The following is an 18,094-nucleotide window of genomic DNA, read 5'->3' as shown; positions in this document are numbered from 1 at the left end:
GATTACTATCTGCCTTTTTAAGCAGATACAAACAGGAGGAAAAGCATGAGCGTTAGACGTATCTATGTGGAAAAGAAACCGGATTATGCAGTAAAAGCAAAGGAACTCCGGGAAGAAATTGAAAGCTATCTGGGAATTCAGACTGTTGCGGGAGTAAGAGTCCTGATCCGTTATGATATTGAGAACCTGTCGGAAACAACATATAAAACTGCTTTGGGCACCATTTTTTCCGAGCCGCCGGTAGACGATTTATATGAAGAGACATTTTCCCATGAAGAAGGCGATACCATATTCTCAGTAGAGTTTCTGCCGGGGCAGTTCGACCAGAGAGCCGATTCTGCAGAACAGTGTGTGAAACTGCTGAATGAAAATGAGGAGCCGGTCATCCGCACGGCTACCACATATGTCATTTCCGGCATGCTGAGTGAAGAACAGAAGAAAGCGGTGAAATCTTTTTGCATCAATCCGGTGGATTCCAGGGAGACGGATGAGAAAAAGCCGGCCACCCTTGTGACGGAATTCGAGGTTCCGGAAGATGTGAAAATTTTCGGAGATTTCTGTACTGCTGGTGAAAGCACCCTGAAGGAGCTGTATGATTCTCTGAATCTGGCCATGACATTTAAAGATTTCCAGCATATTCAGAATTATTATATTAATGAAGAAAAACGCAATCCGTCCGTTACGGAAATCCGCGTTCTCGATACGTACTGGTCGGATCACTGCCGCCATACCACATTCTCCACAGAGCTTAAAAATGTGACGTTCACAGATGGCGACTACAAGAAGCCGATCGAGGAGACATACAGCCGGTATTTGAGCGACAGAGAGGAGATTTACAAGGACCGTAAGGACAAGTTCGTATGCCTGATGGATCTGGCGCTGATGGCCATGAAAAAGCTTCGCGCAGAGGGGAAACTGGAGGACCTGGAAGTATCTGATGAGATTAACGCCTGCAGTATCGTAGTGCCGGTTGAAATTGACGGAGTTACGGAAGAATGGCTTGTTAACTTTAAAAATGAAACACACAACCATCCGACAGAGATCGAACCTTTCGGCGGCGCTGCAACATGCTTAGGCGGCGCGATCCGCGATCCTCTTTCCGGACGGACGTATGTATATCAGGCTATGCGCGTAACCGGCGCTGCAGATCCGACAAAGCCGTTGAACGAGACGCTGAAAGGCAAGCTTCCCCAGAAGAAGCTGGTGACAGGAGCAGCGCATGGATACAGCTCTTACGGCAACCAGATCGGCCTGGCAACAGGTTATGTAAAAGAAATCTATCATCCGGGCTACGTTGCGAAGAGAATGGAAATCGGCGCCGTTATGGGTGCGGCTCCAAGAAAGAACGTGATCCGCGAAACATCTGATCCTGGAGATATCATTATTCTGCTGGGCGGCCGTACGGGGCGTGACGGAATCGGCGGAGCGACAGGCTCTTCCAAGGTTCATACGGAAGCCTCTATCGAAGTATGTGGTGCGGAAGTACAGAAGGGAAATGCGCCGACAGAGAGAAAGATCCAGAGAATGTTCCGCAGGCCGGAAGTGAGCAGTATTATTAAGAAATGTAATGACTTCGGCGCAGGCGGCGTTTCCGTTGCCATCGGCGAGCTGGCAGCAGGACTGATTATCGATCTGGACAAAGTTCCGAAAAAATATGCAGGTCTGGACGGAACGGAAATCGCTATTTCTGAATCACAGGAGCGTATGGCCGTTGTCGTAGACCCGAAAGATGTAGATACCTTCTTAAAATATGCGGCAGAAGAGAATCTGGAGGCTGTTACCGTAGCGACTGTTACGGAGAGTCCAAGGCTGGTGATGAACTGGAGAGGAAAAACCATCGTAGATGTCAGCCGGGCATTTCTGGATACAAACGGAGCGCATCAGGAAGCGGATGTGACTCTGGAAGTGCCGAATAAAGAAGGAAATCTCTTTGACAGAAAAGAAATTGACGATGTGAAGAAGACATGGATGAATATGCTGGCATCCTTAAATGTGTGCTCACAGAAAGGCCTTGTGGAGATGTTCGACGGTTCCATCGGCGCAGGCAGCGTATTCATGCCTTACGGCGGTAAGTACCAGCTGACAGAAACGCAGTCCATGGTTGCAAAACTTCCTGTGCTGGAGGGTCATACGGATACGGTTACCATGATGAGTTATGGCTTTGATCCATACCTTTCCAGCTGGAGCCCATATCACGGAGCAATTTATGCCGTTGTCTCTTCCGTTGCTAAAATTGTTGCCGCAGGCGGGGATTACAGCAAGATCCGCTTTACGTTCCAGGAATATTTCCGCAGGATGAGCGAGAATCCGGAAAGATGGAGCCAGCCTTTCGCAGCGCTTCTGGGCGCATATGCGGCACAACTTGGATTCGGTCTCCCTTCCATTGGCGGAAAGGACAGTATGTCCGGCACGTTCAACGACGAACACGGAGAGATCAATGTGCCTCCGACGCTCGTTTCCTTTGCCGTGGATGTGGCGAGTCATAAGGATATTATTACTCCTGAGTTCAAGAAACCGGGCAGCAAGATCGTCGTATTTAAGATCGAGAAAGACGAATATGACCTGCCTGTATACGGACAGATCATGGATGGATACAAAAAAATTCGCGAGGACATCAAAGCGGGCAGAATCATTTCCGCTTACGAAGTAGAGAGAAACGGTATGGCCGAGGCTGTCAGTAAGATGGCATTCGGTAACAAGCTGGGCGTGAAGATTGAACACAATGTAGATCCGAGAGATTTCTTTGCACCAGGCTGGGGCAACATCGTCTGTGAAGTTCCCGACGGCAAGGTAGGAGAGCTATCCATATCATATACGGTGATTGGTGAGGTGACGGATACGGGAAGATTCGAATATTCCAACACTGTGATTACAATGGATGAGGCTCTGAATGCATGGACTGATACGCTGGAAAAGGTATTCCCTACCGTATCAGGCGTGAAGCTGGAAGACGTCTCCCATGACGCATTCAAGGCAGATTCCGTCTATGTATGCAGTCATAAAATCGCACAGCCGAACGTGTTTATTCCTGTATTTCCGGGAACGAACTGCGAATACGACAGCACGAAGGCCTTTGAGCGTGCAGGCGCAAAGGTTGCGACAAAGGTATTCAAGAACTTCTCTGCGGAAGATATCAGAGAATCTGTAGAAGTGTACAGAAAAGAAATTGCAAAAGCACAGATCGTCATGTTCCCCGGCGGTTTCTCCGCTGGTGACGAACCGGAAGGTTCTGCCAAGTTTTTTGCAGCAGTATTCCGTAACGCCGTAATCAAGGAAGAGATCATGAAGCTCTTAAACGAGCGCGACGGCCTTATGCTGGGCATCTGCAACGGCTTCCAGGCGCTGATTAAGCTGGGACTCGTACCGGAGGGAGCGATTTGTGAACAGAGGCCGGATTCTCCGACTCTGACCATGAACACCATCGGCCGTCATATTTCCAAGATGGTCTACACAAAAGTAATTTCAGACAAGTCCCCATGGCTCGCAGGAGCAGAGCTGGGCGGCGTATACTGCAATCCGGCTTCCCATGGCGAGGGCCGCTTCGTGGCGAACGACGAATGGCTGAAGAAGCTGTTTGCAAACGGCCAGGTGGCAACACAGTATGTGGATGATCAGGGCAATGCGACAATGGATGAATTCTGGAATCCGAACGGTTCCTATATGGCGATTGAAGGTATTATCAGTCCTGACGGAAGAATTTTGGGCAAGATGGCTCATTCCGAAAGACGGGGAGAAGCGGTAGCCATGAATATCTACGGCGAACAGGATATGAAGATATTCGAGTCAGGTGTGAAGTATTTTAAATAATACCCGAATGAATTTTTGATATCTCTTTATAATATCTTAAAAGCCGGTATAGTCCATATCTTCGGGCTATACCGGCTTTCTCTACCCTGGAAGAACCTCTGCTTAAAATAACAGTTTTCTTGTTGAATTATCGTTCCCTTTCTGGTAGAATATAAATATAACTGATAATAAGAAATGCGGACATGGAAAAGCGTGTTCGCATTTCGTCGTTTATGGGAAGATGAACGAATTTGTTCATCTTCGCAGGACCATACTTGACGAGATCAGAAGGAGGAGGAACAGGAGGAAAAGGCAGATGAGAGGAAAGCAGAAACGAAGGATTTCCGTGCTGCTGATTGCTTTGCTTTTAAACACCCAGTTTTCAACAGAGGCGTGGGCAAAGAATATGGTGCAGGCGGATCACATTTTGGGCGTGGAGGATAATAAGGAGGAAATGGGATATGACACGTCCGCTGATGTGGACTCGAAAGTAGAGGACACTTCCAGGCTGGACGACACGCTAACTGGGCAGGGCGAGGAGTTGGAGGAAGGTAAGACCCCTTCACAGGGCGAAGAACTGGAGGAAGGCGAGACCCCTTCACAGGACGAGGAGCTGGAGGAAGGCGAGATCCCTTCACAGGACGAAAAGCTGGTGGAAGAGAGCTCGGAAAAGACAGTCTTTCGATGGGAGTTCGTGGATGGTGATAATCTGAACGGGGGCCAACTGTCCCTGATTGGCGTTAATCAGGAAAATCAGGCAGATTTTGAAACGGTGGTTTCCATGCTGCCCACGCAGGTTGATGCGTTCATCGCGGATGAAACAGAGGCTGTGGAGCTTTCCATCGCCGATTGGAGCTGTCCGGAATATGAGCAGGACGAGGAGGGGCGGTGGCCGTATACCGGCGAATTTGAGTTTACTGCCAAGCTGCCAGAGGGATATGTATGCGACCCAGCCATATCAGTGAGTGTGATATTGGGAGGAGCCGAGGTATATACCATCAACGACCATTTTGCCGCGGACGGATTGAGTTATAAGGAGCTGGGGCCTGACACGGTGCAGCTTATGGGGTATGACGGTGAAAAGCCGAAGGGGTCGCTCATTATCCCGGATAAGGTGGTAAAGCCTGCAAACGGCCAGGAGTACAAGGTGGTCCGTATTGTGAATGGAGCGTTCAGGGACTGTACCGGACTGACGGGAGATCTGGTTATTCCCGATACGGTGACTGAAATCGGGAAGGCGGCATTTGAGAGATGTAACTTTATGGGTGAACTGATCCTTTCGGATTCACTGGTACGAATCGAAGACTCCGTATTTTACGAAAGCGGCTTTACAGGCGAGCTTCACTTGCCGGATACGCTGACTTACATAGGGGGAGGCGCGTTTCAGTCAACCGGATTTACCGGCCGGCTGATTTTACCGGAGGAGTTGACCTTTATTGGAAATTCAGCGTTCAGAGACTGTACATTTACCGGAGATCTGTTCATTCCGGATTCAGTGACGTACATTGGCCAGTGGGCGTTCTGTAACATTGGATTTGAAGGGAGACTTACTCTGCCTAAAGAACTGAAGGTAATAGAGCGTGAGACGTTTTCTATGTGTAAATTTACAGGCGAGTTGAAACTTCCGGATTCAATTACCGATATTGGTGATATGGCTTTTGAAAATTGCGATTTCACAGGCAAACTGGTTTTGCCGGATGGAATAACCTCGATTGAAATGGGGGCGTTTTTTAACTGCAGCAAATTGACAGGCCGGCTACGAATCCCGGACGGAGTGACTAGAATCGGAGAACGGGCGTTTAATGGAACCGATATTGAGGGTTATGATACCGGGAAACAGGAGGTGGGCGACTTGCTTTTTGATTCCGGCATCCTTAAGGAGAAGATTAGGGTGGAAGGCCAGCCATTTCAGCCGTCAGCGGATACAGGGTTTCAAGATGGGAATATGAGATATATAAGGATCGGAAGTGATGCGGTAAAGCTAATCAAATACAGCGGAGACCCTGATAAGGATGTGTTCATTCCGGATACAGTCAAGGCTCCGGACGGAAACATGTATTCTGTGACCCATATTGGTGAAAAGGCTTTCTTCAACCAACATATTACTGGTTCGCTCCGCCTTCCGGAGACGCTTACCTGCATCGAAAAATCTGCTTTTATCTATAATGAGTTTTCAGGGCAGCTCCGCCTTCCGGAGACATTGACCTATATTGGCCTCGACACGTTTAGTCATTCTGGCTTTACCGGCGATTTAACGATTCCTGAAAACGTGTCCTATATAGGAAGAGCTGCTTTTCGGAATACGGGCTTTACCGGTAATTTAATTATCAAAGGGAGATTGAGCAATATTTTAGAAAGTACGTTTCAGCGTGCGGGCTTTACCGGAGCCTTGTCTCTTCCTGATACGTTAACCTCCATTGAGATAAGCGCGTTTAACGGATGTGGGTTTACAGGAAATTTGGAACTCCCGGCCGGATTAGAAACCATTGATCAAATTTCATTTAAGGATTGTGTTAACTTTACCGGAGTTCTTAGCCTTCCGGAATCGGTTACTGAAATTGGTACGTTGGCGTTTGATGGCTGCGATGGCATTGACTCGGTTCACATTGGCCCGAATCTTCAAAAACTGGGCTTTCAGGCGTTTCCGGAATCGCTGCCGCTTTCCACCGATTCTCCCAGGGTTCAGCTGCTGCTCAACACCTATCTGAACCAGGATGCCATCGCCGATGCCTCCTGGGATGGGAAAGAGGATGTCCCGGACGGGGCCCTCGCTTCTGTAAAGCAGGATACGTCTGTCACCGGTGATAAATGGATTGGCGAGGAGGCGGAGATCACGGTTCCAGACGGGATTGTGCTGACCGTGGACGGAAATCTTGTTGTGGATGGTACGATAGTTGTGGAAGGCACACTGATAATCAACGGCCATATCTCCGGCTCGGGCGTCATACTGGTTGGGAGGTATGGCAAGGTAGTGGGCAATCTCGCCGGCTTCCGCATTGTATATTTATGGAATCGGAGTTCCTCCGAAGGCGGTGCGGCGGAAAATACCGACATTCTTCGGGGCGCCTGGGAACGGACGGAAACCGGTATCTGGAAATTCCGCCAGACAAACGGCGTTTACGCGGCGGGCCGCTGGGGGATCGTTGACAATCTGTGGTACTATTTCGACGGAGAGGGCCGGATGTTGACCGGCTGGCAGTTTATCAATAACCAGTGGTATTATCTGTGCACGGAGGAGGATACGAAGACAAAGGCCGGCTTAAAAGAAGGAGCAATGGCGACGGGATGGCACTATGACCCGGCATATCAGAGTTGGTTTTATCTGGGTGCTGACGGAGCGATGGCGGTTGGCTGGAAGGAAATTGACAGGAAACAGTATTATTTTAATCCGGAATCGGATGGGACAAGAGGGGCCTTGCAGAAGGAGGAACCACTATGACGAAACTAACGTGTTGATAAACGGAGTGCTTACCAATGATCTCTCTGACTCATATATGTACAGTATAAGCTTGACTTTGTAATTCCGCAGGAAGGAACAGGGTCGGCGGGAGCACAGGGACTGCAAGGGCTGACTGTGATCAATGAACACATTATTAATTCAGAGGATGTTGTAAAAAGGAATAGAGCATCGCCTCCGATACCAGATGTAGTGACATTGGGCCACTGCCTGGAACGGAATCTGGTATCGGAGGCAATGCGGATTCGACTTTTGCAACACCCTCTTTTCCATGTCTTTCATCGACTGATCCACCTGCCGGTTACAAACTTCCAGCTGTAAACAGATCCTGGATTACAGCAGAGCCTTCAACAAAACAAGAAGTACTAGAGTTTTTACGTGAAATGATATAGAATGTAGTACATAGGGATTAGGCAGCAGTGGATATTTGAGAAAACGTGGAAAGAGGGGAAAATAATAATGAAAAAGGAGCAAACTTCACGGGCTGTCACAATCAAGGATGTAGCAAAAATGGCTAATGTGTCCATCACTACGGTTTCCAGAGTCTTGAATAACAATGATTATTTTGTTAGCGAGAAGACGAAGAAACACGTGCTGGAGGTGATGGAAGAATTAAAATACCGTCCCAATGCCCTTGCCAGAGGGCTTCAGTCATCCAGCACCAAGACGATCGGGCTGATAATTCAGGATATATCCAATCCATATTATCCAAAGATCGTTCAGAGTATAGAAAGCCGCGCCCAGCTTTCCGATTACAGCGTGATCCTGGCGAATTCCGGCCGTTCGGAAGAGAAAATCGCCCATTACCTGGAAGTCATGTGGGAGCGGAGAGTGGACGGACTGATTGTGGTGGGAAGCAGTATTATAAAAGGAGCAAAGAAGAGCCAGCTTTTCCAGGAGAAGGAGATGAAGACAGTTGTCATTGGAAAACCATTTGACAAGGCGCTTCACTCCGTACAGGTCGATAATGGCAGCGCAGTCAGAGAAATGTGCCGCAGCATAATAGAGATGGGGCACAGGCGGATTTCCATGATCACAGGAAGCAAATCGTCTGCAACCGTATCAGACAGGGAGAAGGCGTTCCGCCAGGCTCTGGAGGAAGCAGGGATTCCTGTTGTTCCGGAATATATTGTCAGAGGAGATTTTACCTTTGAAGGAGGGATCATGGCAGTGGACCGCCTGCCGAAAATCGGAGGAAGCGATGGAGTGACAGCAATATTTGCGCAGAATGATCTTATGGCCATCGGAGTAATGAAGGCTTTGGAGCGGAAAGGATACCGGATTCCGCAGGATGTTTCTGTTGTGGGTTTCGATGATATCGATGCGGCGTCTTTCGTAACACCGGCCCTTTCAACCGTTTCAGTTCCGATGGAGCGACTGGGAGAAGTTGCGATGGAAGCTCTGGAGAAACTTCTGAGCGGGGAGAAGGTTCCAAGAACTCAGAAATTATCTGCTCATATTGAAATGAGAGAGTCGCTGGCTCCTCCAAAAAAGATTGAAAAACCTGCAACAGAATAGGAAAAAATGAAAATAAAAAATATTTAAAAGTGTTCTGCAGAAATACCGCGCTTGACGGGCATGTCTGCAGAACACTTTTTTCCTTTCCGGGAAAGAATTTGTTTTTGGAAAGTGTTAAAGCGCTTGCAATTATTTTTAAAAGGATATTGACAAAGGAATACGAGTATGATATTTTAAATTTAGAAAACGTTTTCAGAAAATGTTTTCTATAGGTAGAACTATGGAGAACAGCGTAGACCATCACAATTCAATCATGGAGGTAAAAACATGGCAAGATCAAAAAGGTACAATTTACTGGAATGCAGTTATGTGGATGCGATTGAGTGGTTCAAAAAGACAGATACGGTAATCGTACCGATCGGAAGCTGCGAAAAGCACGGTGCTCATCTGGTATTGGGAACGGACAGCTACACGACAATCAATGTAACCGAGCGGGCTTCCAAGCTGGCCGATGTGCCGTATACTCCACTGGAACCGTTTGGATATTCTCCACATCACATGGGAAAATGCAACGAGGGCTGCGGAACGATCACCCTTTCTGCGAATACATACAGAGCCGTCCTTAAGGACATCGCTCTGAGCCTGATTTACCATGGAGCGAACAAAATCGTATTTGTTACCCATCATGGCTCCAACACCAAGCCGATCGACGAATTCATGCGTCAGATCCGCTACAAATACGGAGCGTTCGTCTGTTTTTACAAGACGCCTACGGAAAGAGAATGTGAAGTGGTGAAGGGAATCCTGGAGGGGCCGCCGGAGGAGACGCCGGGCTGGCACGCTGGAGAGATGGAGACGGCACAGGTAATGGCTCATGACATGGATATGGTAGACATGAGTCTGGCGGTAAAAGATACGGCACATGCACCGGCATGGATGGGACCGGAATTCTCCAAGATCGATGGAACGACAACTGTGAAGTTTCACGGTTCAGAGAATATTTACGTTCCGATGGAACATCATGAGTACAGCGATCATGCGACTATCGGAAATCCGTTCCGCGGAACGCCGGAAAAGGGGCAGGCACTCTTTGAGAGGGAGGCCGAGCATCTGGCAGCTTTTATTGAAGAAGTAAAGAAATTCCCGTTCAAGGTAAAAAACGAAGACCGTACATTCCCTGAAAGAGCCTAATCCCTGATTCTAATCATAGTCCTTCCGGCCACAATGAGTAAACAGCCATTTATACACCAACGATCATTAGCAGGCCGGAAGGACGCATTAAAACAACGGAATAATCATAAATCTGATTGTCTGAACTCGGAGGTGAGAGGATGACAACAAATGCAGTACAGATTCAACAGGCCAGGGAACAGCTGGCGAAGATGAGCCGCCTGGCATATTCCAGAGGGTTGAGCTCAGGAGTAAGCGGCAATTTCAGCGCAAGGGTGCCTGGGTGTCCAAACATGGTGCTGATAAAGGCTTCCGGAGTGTGTTTCGGAATGGCTGAGGCAGAGGATTTCGTCCTCGTGGATCTGGATGGAAATCTTCTGGAAATGGATAAAAAGCCCTCGAAAGAAGTACATTTTCACTGTGGTATCTACAGAATCAGGCAGGAGGTGCAGTCCGTCCTTCATGGGCACTCTGCTTATGCAACTGCTTATGGAACGAAAAAAGAAAAACTGCCGGCCGTGACGGCCGCCGCCCAGGCCCTGATCAAACGGGTTGGGATCGTAGATTTTGCACCGGCAGGTTCACAGGAACTGGCACAGATGGTAATCCGTACATTTGCAGACGATCCAGAGATGAATGCATGCATTCTGAAACAGCACGGATTTATTACGACAGGAAAAAATACAGCTGCTGCGTTTTACATGGGAGATGTGTTGGAGGATAATGCCAGAACATTGTACTATATGGATACTATGGGCATGTAGCGGAGGCTGTTTTTATTTAAGGAAAAAGGCGACGAAAGGGCGCGAGCATTTCCTGGAAGCGCTTAGGCGGTCAAAGGGCGATGATCCGGGGAGGCTGAAATTGCTTGGTTCATTTTCTGATTGTCATGAGAAGAGGAGTTTAAAATGAGAAAATCAATTCCTATTGTAGTTACAATGGATACCAAAGGCCCGGAAGCCGTTTTTTTGAACAGCTTAATCGTGAAATATGGGTTTGAAGCTCCTGTGATCGACGTCGGTACGAGAAATTCCAAACTGGCCTGTGCACGGTATCCAAATCACATCGTTTGCAGATATGCGGGAGTCGGCATGGAGGAACTGGCCTCCATGCGCAGAGATGATATTATGAGGACCATGGGAAAAGGCGCTTCCAGAATCCTTCTTAAGATGCTGGAAGCCGGAAGCCTGGCGGGAGTGATCTCGATCGGCGGCAATCAGGGGAGTTCCATTGCCGCATTTGCCATGGAGGCCCTGCCGATCGGACTGCCGAAGCTGATTATTTCCACTGTCGCTTCCGGAAATATACGGCCTTATGTGGGATACAAAGACATTATGATGATGTTCTCCGTATTTGATTTTGTCGGAGGAATGAATTCCATAGGCAGAACGCTGCTGTCCAACGGAGCTGCAGCTGTTGCAGGAATGGCAAAGGAAGGGATTCCCTTTGATATGCACGGCAAGTCAGTGGTCGCTGTCACAGCCTTTGGAAATACGGAGTCCGGGGTTGCGGCAGCCAGGAGATATCTGGAGACAAAGGGATACGAAGTCGTGGCATTTCACGCGTCGGGAGCAGGCGGATCGGCTATGGAATATCTGATTGAACAGGGATATATAAAAGGCGTACTGGACATGACAATTCACGAACTCATTGGAGAAACTTGGGGAGATGACATCTACACGCCTCTCAGACCCCGCCTTGTAGAGGCCGGAAAAAAAGGAATTCCCCAGGTAATATGCCCGGGAGCAGTAGATTATTTCTGTTTCGGTGCTCCGGATTCCATTCCGGAGAAATACCGGGGGAGGAAGACGCACTATCACAATCCTTATAATACAAACGTCAGGGCGACTGCCGCAGAAATGGAAAAGACGGCACAGGTGACAGCGGAAAAACTGAACAAGTCAAGAGGAAAGACGGCCGTCATGATACCGATGAATGGATTTTCCGCAATCGGCAGTACGGGTGGTATACTCAATGATCCGGAAGCGGACAGGCGGTGGATATCTGTATTGGAGACACATTTAAAACAGGAAATCACGGTCATAAAGGCCGATGCCAATATCAATGAGGAGAAATTTGCAGTTCAGGCCGCCGGGCTGCTGGCTGACTTTATGCAGGAGGAAAAACAGGATGAATGATGAGCTTCCTAAGAAAATGAAGGCGATGGTTTTGTACGGGGTGAACGACATCAGACTTACATATGACAAGCCTGTCCCGCAGCCTGGGTATGGAGAAGTGCTGGTAAAGGTTGCAGCATGCGGTCTGTGCGGTACGGATGTGAAAATGATAACAAAGGGAGAGGCTGCTATGCCCGGCATGCCGCCGTTCGGAGAATTCACTCCCGGCCATGAATGGACCGGTACGATCGCAGCGCTGGGAGAAGGCGTTGATGAATTTTCTGTTGGCGACAGAGTTGCCGTACAGGCCCATAAAGGCTGCGGACGCTGTTCCAGCTGTCTGGAAGGAAATTATACGGCCTGTTTAAACTATGGAAATATGAAAAAAGGGCACAGGACCACAGGGATGACATGTGACGGCGGATTTGCAGAGTATGCCGTTCATCACATAAACGCAGTGTATAAGCTCCCTGACAATGTGGATTTGAAGGAAGCCACATATGCCACCACCATGGGATGCGCCCTTTGGGCTGTCGATACCAGCGGCGGATATATCGCAGGCGATTCCTGCCTGATCATGGGTCCGGGGCCGATTGGCCTGTCGGTCGTTCAGGCATGCCGGGCTCTTGGGGCCGAAAAGATCGTACTCGCCGGTACGAGAAAAGAGAGGCTGGATATCGGAAAACAGGTGGGGGCCACCCATACCCTGAATATTCATGAGACAGAGAATCTGCTGGAGGACCTGCTGAACATAACGGATGGCAAGGGATTTGAGAGGACATTCGACTGCGCCGGAACAGAGGATTCTTTTGATGTCTGTATGAGGGCGACCATGCATGGGAAGAACATGACCATGGTTTCTTTCTATAAAAAGGCTGTCCCGGCAGATTTTAACTTTGCTATTAGAAACGGGATTCAGTTCCACACAGTGAGAGGGGAAGGCGGAAATAACTGCAGAAGAGCACTGTCTCTTTTAGCTCAGGGGAAAATTACGGCAAAGCCCATTATGACCCACGTGTTCCCGATGGAAAAATTTGATCTGGCATATGATACATTTGTAAACAGAAAAGACGGGGCGATGAAAGTAATTATCGTACCATAGGAAACAGAAGGCAGGGCACATGCGGCTGTCTTCTGTTTTTTGCAAACTGACTGTACTGAACTGTTAGATATTATGGTATACTGAATACACTTAAAAACAGATTTGGTATGGAGGTTTCATATGAAGATTGAGATTTTACAGATGATAGACGGAGCGAGACGGGCAGAAGGAATTGCGGTAATTATTGATGTATTTCGTGCATTTTCCACGGAGTGCTATATGGTGGACAGGGGGGCAGAGCGAATTATGACGGTGTCTTCCATTGATACGGCGCTGAAGCTGAAGGAAGTGAATCCGGAGTGGATACTGGCAGGAGAGGAACATGGATTCCGCTGCAAGGGCTTTGATTTCGGAAATTCCCCATATCATATTACACAGGCGGACTTGTCCGGTAAGACGGTCGTACACAGAACGAGTGCGGGAACGCAGGGAATTGCAGGTGCAGAACATGCAGAAGAGGTCGTTGCAGGAAGCCTGGTGAACGCAAAAGCCATTGCCGAATATATCAGAAGGAGAAATCCAGATCAGGTGTCTCTTGTGGCTATGGGGCTGGAGGGAAAGAGACAGTCGCCGGAGGATACGCTCTGCGCGGAATACATCAGGAGTCTGCTTCTTGGAGAGATGTTTGACCTGGCAGGCGGAATGGAACAGCTGCGCCACGTGCCGGGCCTTAAATTTTTTAATCCGGAATATCGGGAGGCGTTCCCGATCCAGGATTTTGACCTGTGTACTGCCGCAGACAGGTTTTCCTTCGTTCTGAAAGCGGAAAAGACGGCAGATGGCTGCCGTCTTATGAAAAAAATCGATATATAAGAGGATGTACGATTACTTGAAAATAGAAGATGAGGTCATTTGAGAATATCGGAATATTCGTCGCGGTATTTTCCAAACCATTTGACGGCGTAGGAGCAGGTGGGAACTGCTTTTTTTCCCTGTTTCCTGAGCTGTGAAGCCGTTTCCCTCATAAGCTGTCCTGCGATTCCCTGACCTCTCAGGGAGTCATCCACAAACGTGTGATTGATATTGACCGAATTTTCATCCAGATCGGGAAAGGTGACCTCGGCCAGAAGTCTGTGATTATCGTCATATGCGGCGATCTGATTATCGGTATGAATATATTTCATATGCGGCAGTACCTCCTTTCAACTGATATCAAACGATATGTTTCTAATTGCCAGTCTCTGTTTTGACACCGCCTCTACCTGGATCAATTCATGCTTTCCGGGAAGAGGCGGGGAAAGCGTTACTTTTATACGATATCTATTATAAGCTGGGAATGCACGTTTCTCAAGCGGTTTCGAATTTTCCGGTGTAGAGCCTGTAATACGCTCCTTTTTCATCCAGCAGCTGTTCGTGGTTTCCTCTTTCAATAATTCGTCCCTGTTCCAATACCATAATACAGTCTGAATTCTGTATCGTTGAGAGGCGGTGGGCGATCACAAAGGTGGTTCGTCCTTTCATCAGCTGATCCATTCCCTTCTGTACCAGCCGTTCTGTTCTGGTATCGATCGAAGAAGTTGCTTCGTCCAGAATCAATACGGGGGGATCAGCGGCTGCGGCTCTGGCAATGGCTAAAAGCTGCCTTTGTCCCTGACTTAAATTGCTTCCGTCTCCAGTCAGTACGGTCTGATAACCTTCCGGAAGGTGGCGTATGAATCCGTCGGCATTGGCCAGCCTGGCGGCTTCCATACATTCTTCATCTGAGGCGTCCAGCCTTCCATAGCGGATATTGTCCATGACCGTACCGGTAAAGAGATGAGTATCCTGCAGAACGATTCCCAGAGACCGCCGGAGATCCGCCTTTTTAATCTTATTGATATTGATGCCGTCATACCGGATTTTACCATCCTGTATATCATAAAAACGGTTGATCAGATTGGTTATGGTCGTCTTTCCGGCTCCGGTGCTTCCGACAAATGCTATTTTCTGTCCCGGGGTCGCGTAGATGTCAATGTTGTGCAGTACGATTTTACCGTCGTCATAGCCGAAGTCCACATCGTCGAAAATCACATCTCCCCTGAGCTTTGTATAGGTTACGGTTTTTTCCGCCTGATGGGGATGGCGCCATGCCCATATCCCCGTCCGCGCATCCGTTTCCGTCACTGTTCCGTCAGAAGCCTCCGAGGCGTTGACGAGTTCTACATATCCGTCGTCTGTTTCCGATTCTTCGTCCATCATCTGGAATACCCGGTCTGCTCCTGCCGCAGCCATGACGATGCTGTTTAACTGCTGGCTGATCTGAGTGATCGGCTGAGTGAAGTTCTTGTTCAGCGTCATAAAGGAAACAAGTACTCCAAGCGTCAGGCCTGCATAGCCGTTTAAGGCCAGCAGAGCACCGATGACGGCACAGAGAACGTAGCTGATATTTCCAAGATTGGAATTGACAGGCATGACGATATTGGCAAAACGGTTTGCCAGATCGGCGCTTTCACGCAGGGAGTCGTTGATCACGTGGAACTGTTCCAGGCTTTTTGCTTCGTGGCAGAAGACTTTTACCACTTTCTGACCTTCCATCATTTCTTCAATATAACCGTTGACGCGGCCAAGGTCCTGCTGCTGTCTGGAAAAATATCGTCCGGACAGACCGCTCAGCCGCTTGGATACGAAAATCATTACACATACCAGAATGATCGTCACTATCGTGAGGGGGATATTCAGAAAGACCATGCTGAAAAATGTCATGACGATCGTTACTGCCGAACTGATCATCTGAGGAACACTCTGGCTCATCAGCTGGCGCAGTGTATCTACATCATTTGTATACACGGACATGATGTCGCCGTGCGCATGGGTATCGAAATATTTGACCGGAAGCGATTCCATATGGGTAAACAGTTCGATTCTTAAATTCCGCATGGTTCCCTGGCTGATATTGACCATTAGCCTGTTATATGCATAAGCACAGAGGATGCCGATGACGTAAATCAGGGCCATGCTCATCAAAGTCTTCTTTAAGGGACCAAAATCAGGGACCTGCGACTTTGTCAAAGGCATGATGTAATTATCGATCAGAGTCTGCATAAACAGGACCCCGCGAAGCGTACAGGCAGCTGAACCCAGAATACAGGCAACTACGAGACAGAAGCGGATTCTGTAATATTTCATCATATAGCCAAACAGACGAAGGAGTGTACGAACCGGCATCTTTTGGACGTTGTGCCGTTTAGTTCCCTCTGATTCACCCTTTTTCATGATTTCCTGAACAGGCATGTTAAACACCTTCCTTTCCTGAAGTGACAGGCTGGTCAAAATCACCGCTGCCGTTCATTTGAGTATCGTAAATCTCTTTGAAAATCCTGTTGCTTTCCATCAGTTCTTCCGGAGTCCCGATACCGTTGATTTTACCGTCATCCATTACGATAATGCGGTCTGCATCCTGTACGGACGAAATGCGCTGGGCAATAATCAGTTTTGTGGTGCCCGGGATGGCGGCGGTAAAGGCTTTTCTGATCTTTGCGTCTGTCGCCGTATCTACAGCGCTGGTGGAATCGTCCAGAATCAGTATTTTCGGATGCTTCAGCAATGCGCGGGCGATGCAGAGGCGCTGTTTCTGTCCGCCGGACACATTCGTGCCTCCCTGCTCGATGTACGTGTGATATCCTTTTGGAAAACGGCTGATAAATTCATCCGCACACGCCTGAATACAGGCATTCATGCACTCTTCTTCGGTAGCGTGTTCATTTCCCCATCTTAAATTGTCCAGGATAGTTCCGGAAAACAGCACATTTTTCTGCAGGACAACGGCTACCTGGTCTCTCAGCGTATCCATATCGTATTCCCTCACATCCCGACCGCCCACGCAGACAGAACCTTCTGTAACGTCATACAGGCGGCTGATCAGATTGACCAGACTCGATTTCCCGCAGCCGGTGCCGCCGATGATTCCTATGGTTTCTCCAGAGGAGATGTGAAGATCGATGCCGGACAGTGTATTTTCTCCGGATTCTTCCTCCGTCTGTGTCTTTTTATAACGAAAAGACACGTGGTTAAAATCGATGCTTCCGTCCGCAATCTCCTTTACAGGAAGGCCCGGATTTTCCATATCCGGCTGTTCGGAGAGAACCTGGGCAATTCTGCGCCCGCTGGCAGTGCTCATGGACAGCATGACAAAGATCATGGACAGCATCATAAGGGACATCATAATTCCCATCACGTAACTGAACATGGAGGTCAGCTGCCCTGTGGTCAGACTGCCTGCTACGATGAAGCGGGCGCCGAACCAGGAGAGGCCCAGGATGCATCCATAGACAACCAGCATCATTGCAGGATTGTTGAATGCCAGAATACGTTCTGCCTTTACGAACAGGCGATATAGGTTCTGAGCGGCTTTTTCAAATTTTTCATTTTCATATGATTCTCTGACAAACGCTTTTACGACGCGCACCGCGGATACGTTTTCCTGAACGCTGGCATTCAGATCGTCATATTTTCGAAATACGACGTCAAAGATCCTTGTGGCCCGGTGGATGACGAGCCCAAGGATGGCAGCCAGCAGCAGGATCGCTGCGAAGAAGATCAGGCTCAGGCGGGCATTGATGACGACGCACATACACATGCTGCAGACCAGCATGAGAGGAGCCCTGACAGCGATCCTGAGAGTCATCTGAAAGGCATTCTGTACATTCGTCACATCGGTCGTCATACGGGTTACAAGCCCGGCCGTACTGTACTTGTCAATGTTGGAAAAAGAGAAGCGCTGAATGTTTTCATACATTCCGTCTCTCAGATTACAGGCAAAGCCGGCAGAAGCCCGGGCTGCAAATATGCCTGCCAGAATGCCGGAGAGGAGACTGAGCCCTGCTAGCACCAGCATGAGAATTCCATACTGGTATACGTTGGTAATACTGCCCGCTTCAATACCCTGGTCTATAATTTTTGCTGTTACAAATGGAATCAGCACTTCCATTAACACTTCCAAAGCAGTGAAAAGCGGAGTCAGTAATGAAACTTTTTTATACTGTCTGATCTGTTTTAATAAGATTGATACCATACAAACCTCCGTTC

The 18,094-nt window shown here is 48.5% G+C and carries 11 protein-coding genes; 8 read left to right on the top strand and 3 right to left on the bottom strand.

Going from position 1 to position 18,094, the window contains the following annotated elements; all coding sequences use genetic code 11:
• The first annotated feature begins 45 nt into the window (after positions 1–45).
• The 8 genes from DXA13_RS16040 to DXA13_RS16000 all read left to right on the top strand — a co-directional run bounded on the left by DXA13_RS16040 (position 46) and on the right by DXA13_RS16000 (position 13,903).
• The gene (locus tag DXA13_RS16040) at positions 46–3,807 is read left to right on the top strand and encodes a phosphoribosylformylglycinamidine synthase (RefSeq protein WP_118245939.1); all 3,762 of its coding nucleotides are present in this window, start codon (positions 46–48) and stop codon (positions 3,805–3,807) included.
• A 295-nt stretch (positions 3,808–4,102) separates the two neighbouring features.
• Positions 4,103–7,225 carry a leucine-rich repeat protein gene (locus tag DXA13_RS16035; RefSeq protein ID WP_118245936.1) on the top strand — a complete coding sequence of 1,041 codons (3,123 nt, stop codon included), beginning with the start codon at positions 4,103–4,105 and terminating at the stop codon, positions 7,223–7,225.
• A 477-nt stretch (positions 7,226–7,702) separates the two neighbouring features.
• A complete protein-coding gene (locus tag DXA13_RS16030; RefSeq protein ID WP_118245934.1) occupies positions 7,703–8,761 on the top strand; it encodes a LacI family DNA-binding transcriptional regulator in 1,059 nt (352 codons plus the stop codon).
• Positions 8,762–9,028: 267 nt separating this feature from the next.
• Positions 9,029–9,892, top strand: coding sequence for a creatininase family protein (locus tag DXA13_RS16020; RefSeq protein WP_118245930.1), 864 nt, complete (start codon positions 9,029–9,031; stop codon positions 9,890–9,892).
• A gap of 140 nt (positions 9,893–10,032) precedes the next feature.
• On the top strand, positions 10,033–10,635 hold the full coding sequence (locus tag DXA13_RS16015) for a class II aldolase/adducin family protein (protein ID WP_118245928.1): 603 nt from the start codon (positions 10,033–10,035) through the stop codon (positions 10,633–10,635).
• Between the two features lie 144 nt (positions 10,636–10,779).
• Positions 10,780–12,009, top strand: coding sequence for a Tm-1-like ATP-binding domain-containing protein (locus DXA13_RS16010; protein ID WP_118245926.1), 1,230 nt, complete (start codon positions 10,780–10,782; stop codon positions 12,007–12,009).
• Positions 12,002–13,090: a zinc-binding dehydrogenase gene (locus tag DXA13_RS16005; protein ID WP_118245924.1), complete on the top strand. Its 1,089-nt coding sequence runs from the start codon at positions 12,002–12,004 to the stop codon at positions 13,088–13,090. Before DXA13_RS16010 ends, DXA13_RS16005 begins: the two co-directional genes overlap by 8 nt.
• Positions 13,091–13,210: 120 nt before the next feature.
• Complete coding sequence (locus DXA13_RS16000) at positions 13,211–13,903, top strand: 2-phosphosulfolactate phosphatase (RefSeq protein WP_118245922.1); 693 nt, start codon at positions 13,211–13,213, stop codon at positions 13,901–13,903.
• Positions 13,904–13,938: 35 nt separating this feature from the next.
• Here DXA13_RS16000 and DXA13_RS15995 read toward each other — a convergent pair whose 3' ends face one another.
• The 3 genes from DXA13_RS15995 to DXA13_RS15985 form a co-directional block, all read right to left on the bottom strand.
• Positions 13,939–14,214: a GNAT family N-acetyltransferase gene (locus DXA13_RS15995; RefSeq protein ID WP_118245920.1), complete on the bottom strand. Its 276-nt coding sequence runs from the start codon at positions 14,212–14,214 to the stop codon at positions 13,939–13,941.
• A gap of 163 nt (positions 14,215–14,377) precedes the next feature.
• The gene (locus DXA13_RS15990) at positions 14,378–16,198 is read right to left on the bottom strand and encodes an ABC transporter ATP-binding protein (protein WP_243009182.1); all 1,821 of its coding nucleotides are present in this window, start codon (positions 16,196–16,198) and stop codon (positions 14,378–14,380) included.
• Between the two features lie 103 nt (positions 16,199–16,301).
• Entirely contained in the window at positions 16,302–18,080 is a 1,779-nt protein-coding gene (locus DXA13_RS15985; protein WP_118245917.1) for an ABC transporter ATP-binding protein, read from the bottom strand.
• Between the last annotated feature and the right edge of the window lie 14 nt (positions 18,081–18,094).

Source organism: Clostridium sp. AM58-1XD (genome assembly GCF_003464085.1).
In the GTDB taxonomy this organism is placed as follows: domain Bacteria; phylum Bacillota; class Clostridia; order Lachnospirales; family Lachnospiraceae; genus Lachnoclostridium_A.
Note: the sequence above shows the minus strand (reverse complement) of the source record. Positions and strands in the feature narration are given on the sequence as shown.

Coding starts and splice junctions, on each gene's coding strand:
- DXA13_RS16035 (WP_118245936.1), top strand. CDS start 4,103: ATGAGAGGAAAGCAGAAACGAAGGATTTCCGTGCTGCTGATTGCTTTG.
- DXA13_RS16005 (WP_118245924.1), top strand. CDS start 12,002: ATGAATGATGAGCTTCCTAAGAAAATGAAGGCGATGGTTTTGTACGGG.
- DXA13_RS16030 (WP_118245934.1), top strand. CDS start 7,703: ATGAAAAAGGAGCAAACTTCACGGGCTGTCACAATCAAGGATGTAGCA.
- DXA13_RS15985 (WP_118245917.1), bottom strand. CDS start 18,080: ATGGTATCAATCTTATTAAAACAGATCAGACAGTATAAAAAAGTTTCA.
- DXA13_RS16020 (WP_118245930.1), top strand. CDS start 9,029: ATGGCAAGATCAAAAAGGTACAATTTACTGGAATGCAGTTATGTGGAT.
- DXA13_RS16015 (WP_118245928.1), top strand. CDS start 10,033: ATGACAACAAATGCAGTACAGATTCAACAGGCCAGGGAACAGCTGGCG.
- DXA13_RS16040 (WP_118245939.1), top strand. CDS start 46: ATGAGCGTTAGACGTATCTATGTGGAAAAGAAACCGGATTATGCAGTA.
- DXA13_RS15995 (WP_118245920.1), bottom strand. CDS start 14,214: ATGAAATATATTCATACCGATAATCAGATCGCCGCATATGACGATAAT.
- DXA13_RS16010 (WP_118245926.1), top strand. CDS start 10,780: ATGAGAAAATCAATTCCTATTGTAGTTACAATGGATACCAAAGGCCCG.
- DXA13_RS16000 (WP_118245922.1), top strand. CDS start 13,211: ATGAAGATTGAGATTTTACAGATGATAGACGGAGCGAGACGGGCAGAA.
- DXA13_RS15990 (WP_243009182.1), bottom strand. CDS start 16,198: ATGATGAAATATTACAGAATCCGCTTCTGTCTCGTAGTTGCCTGTATT.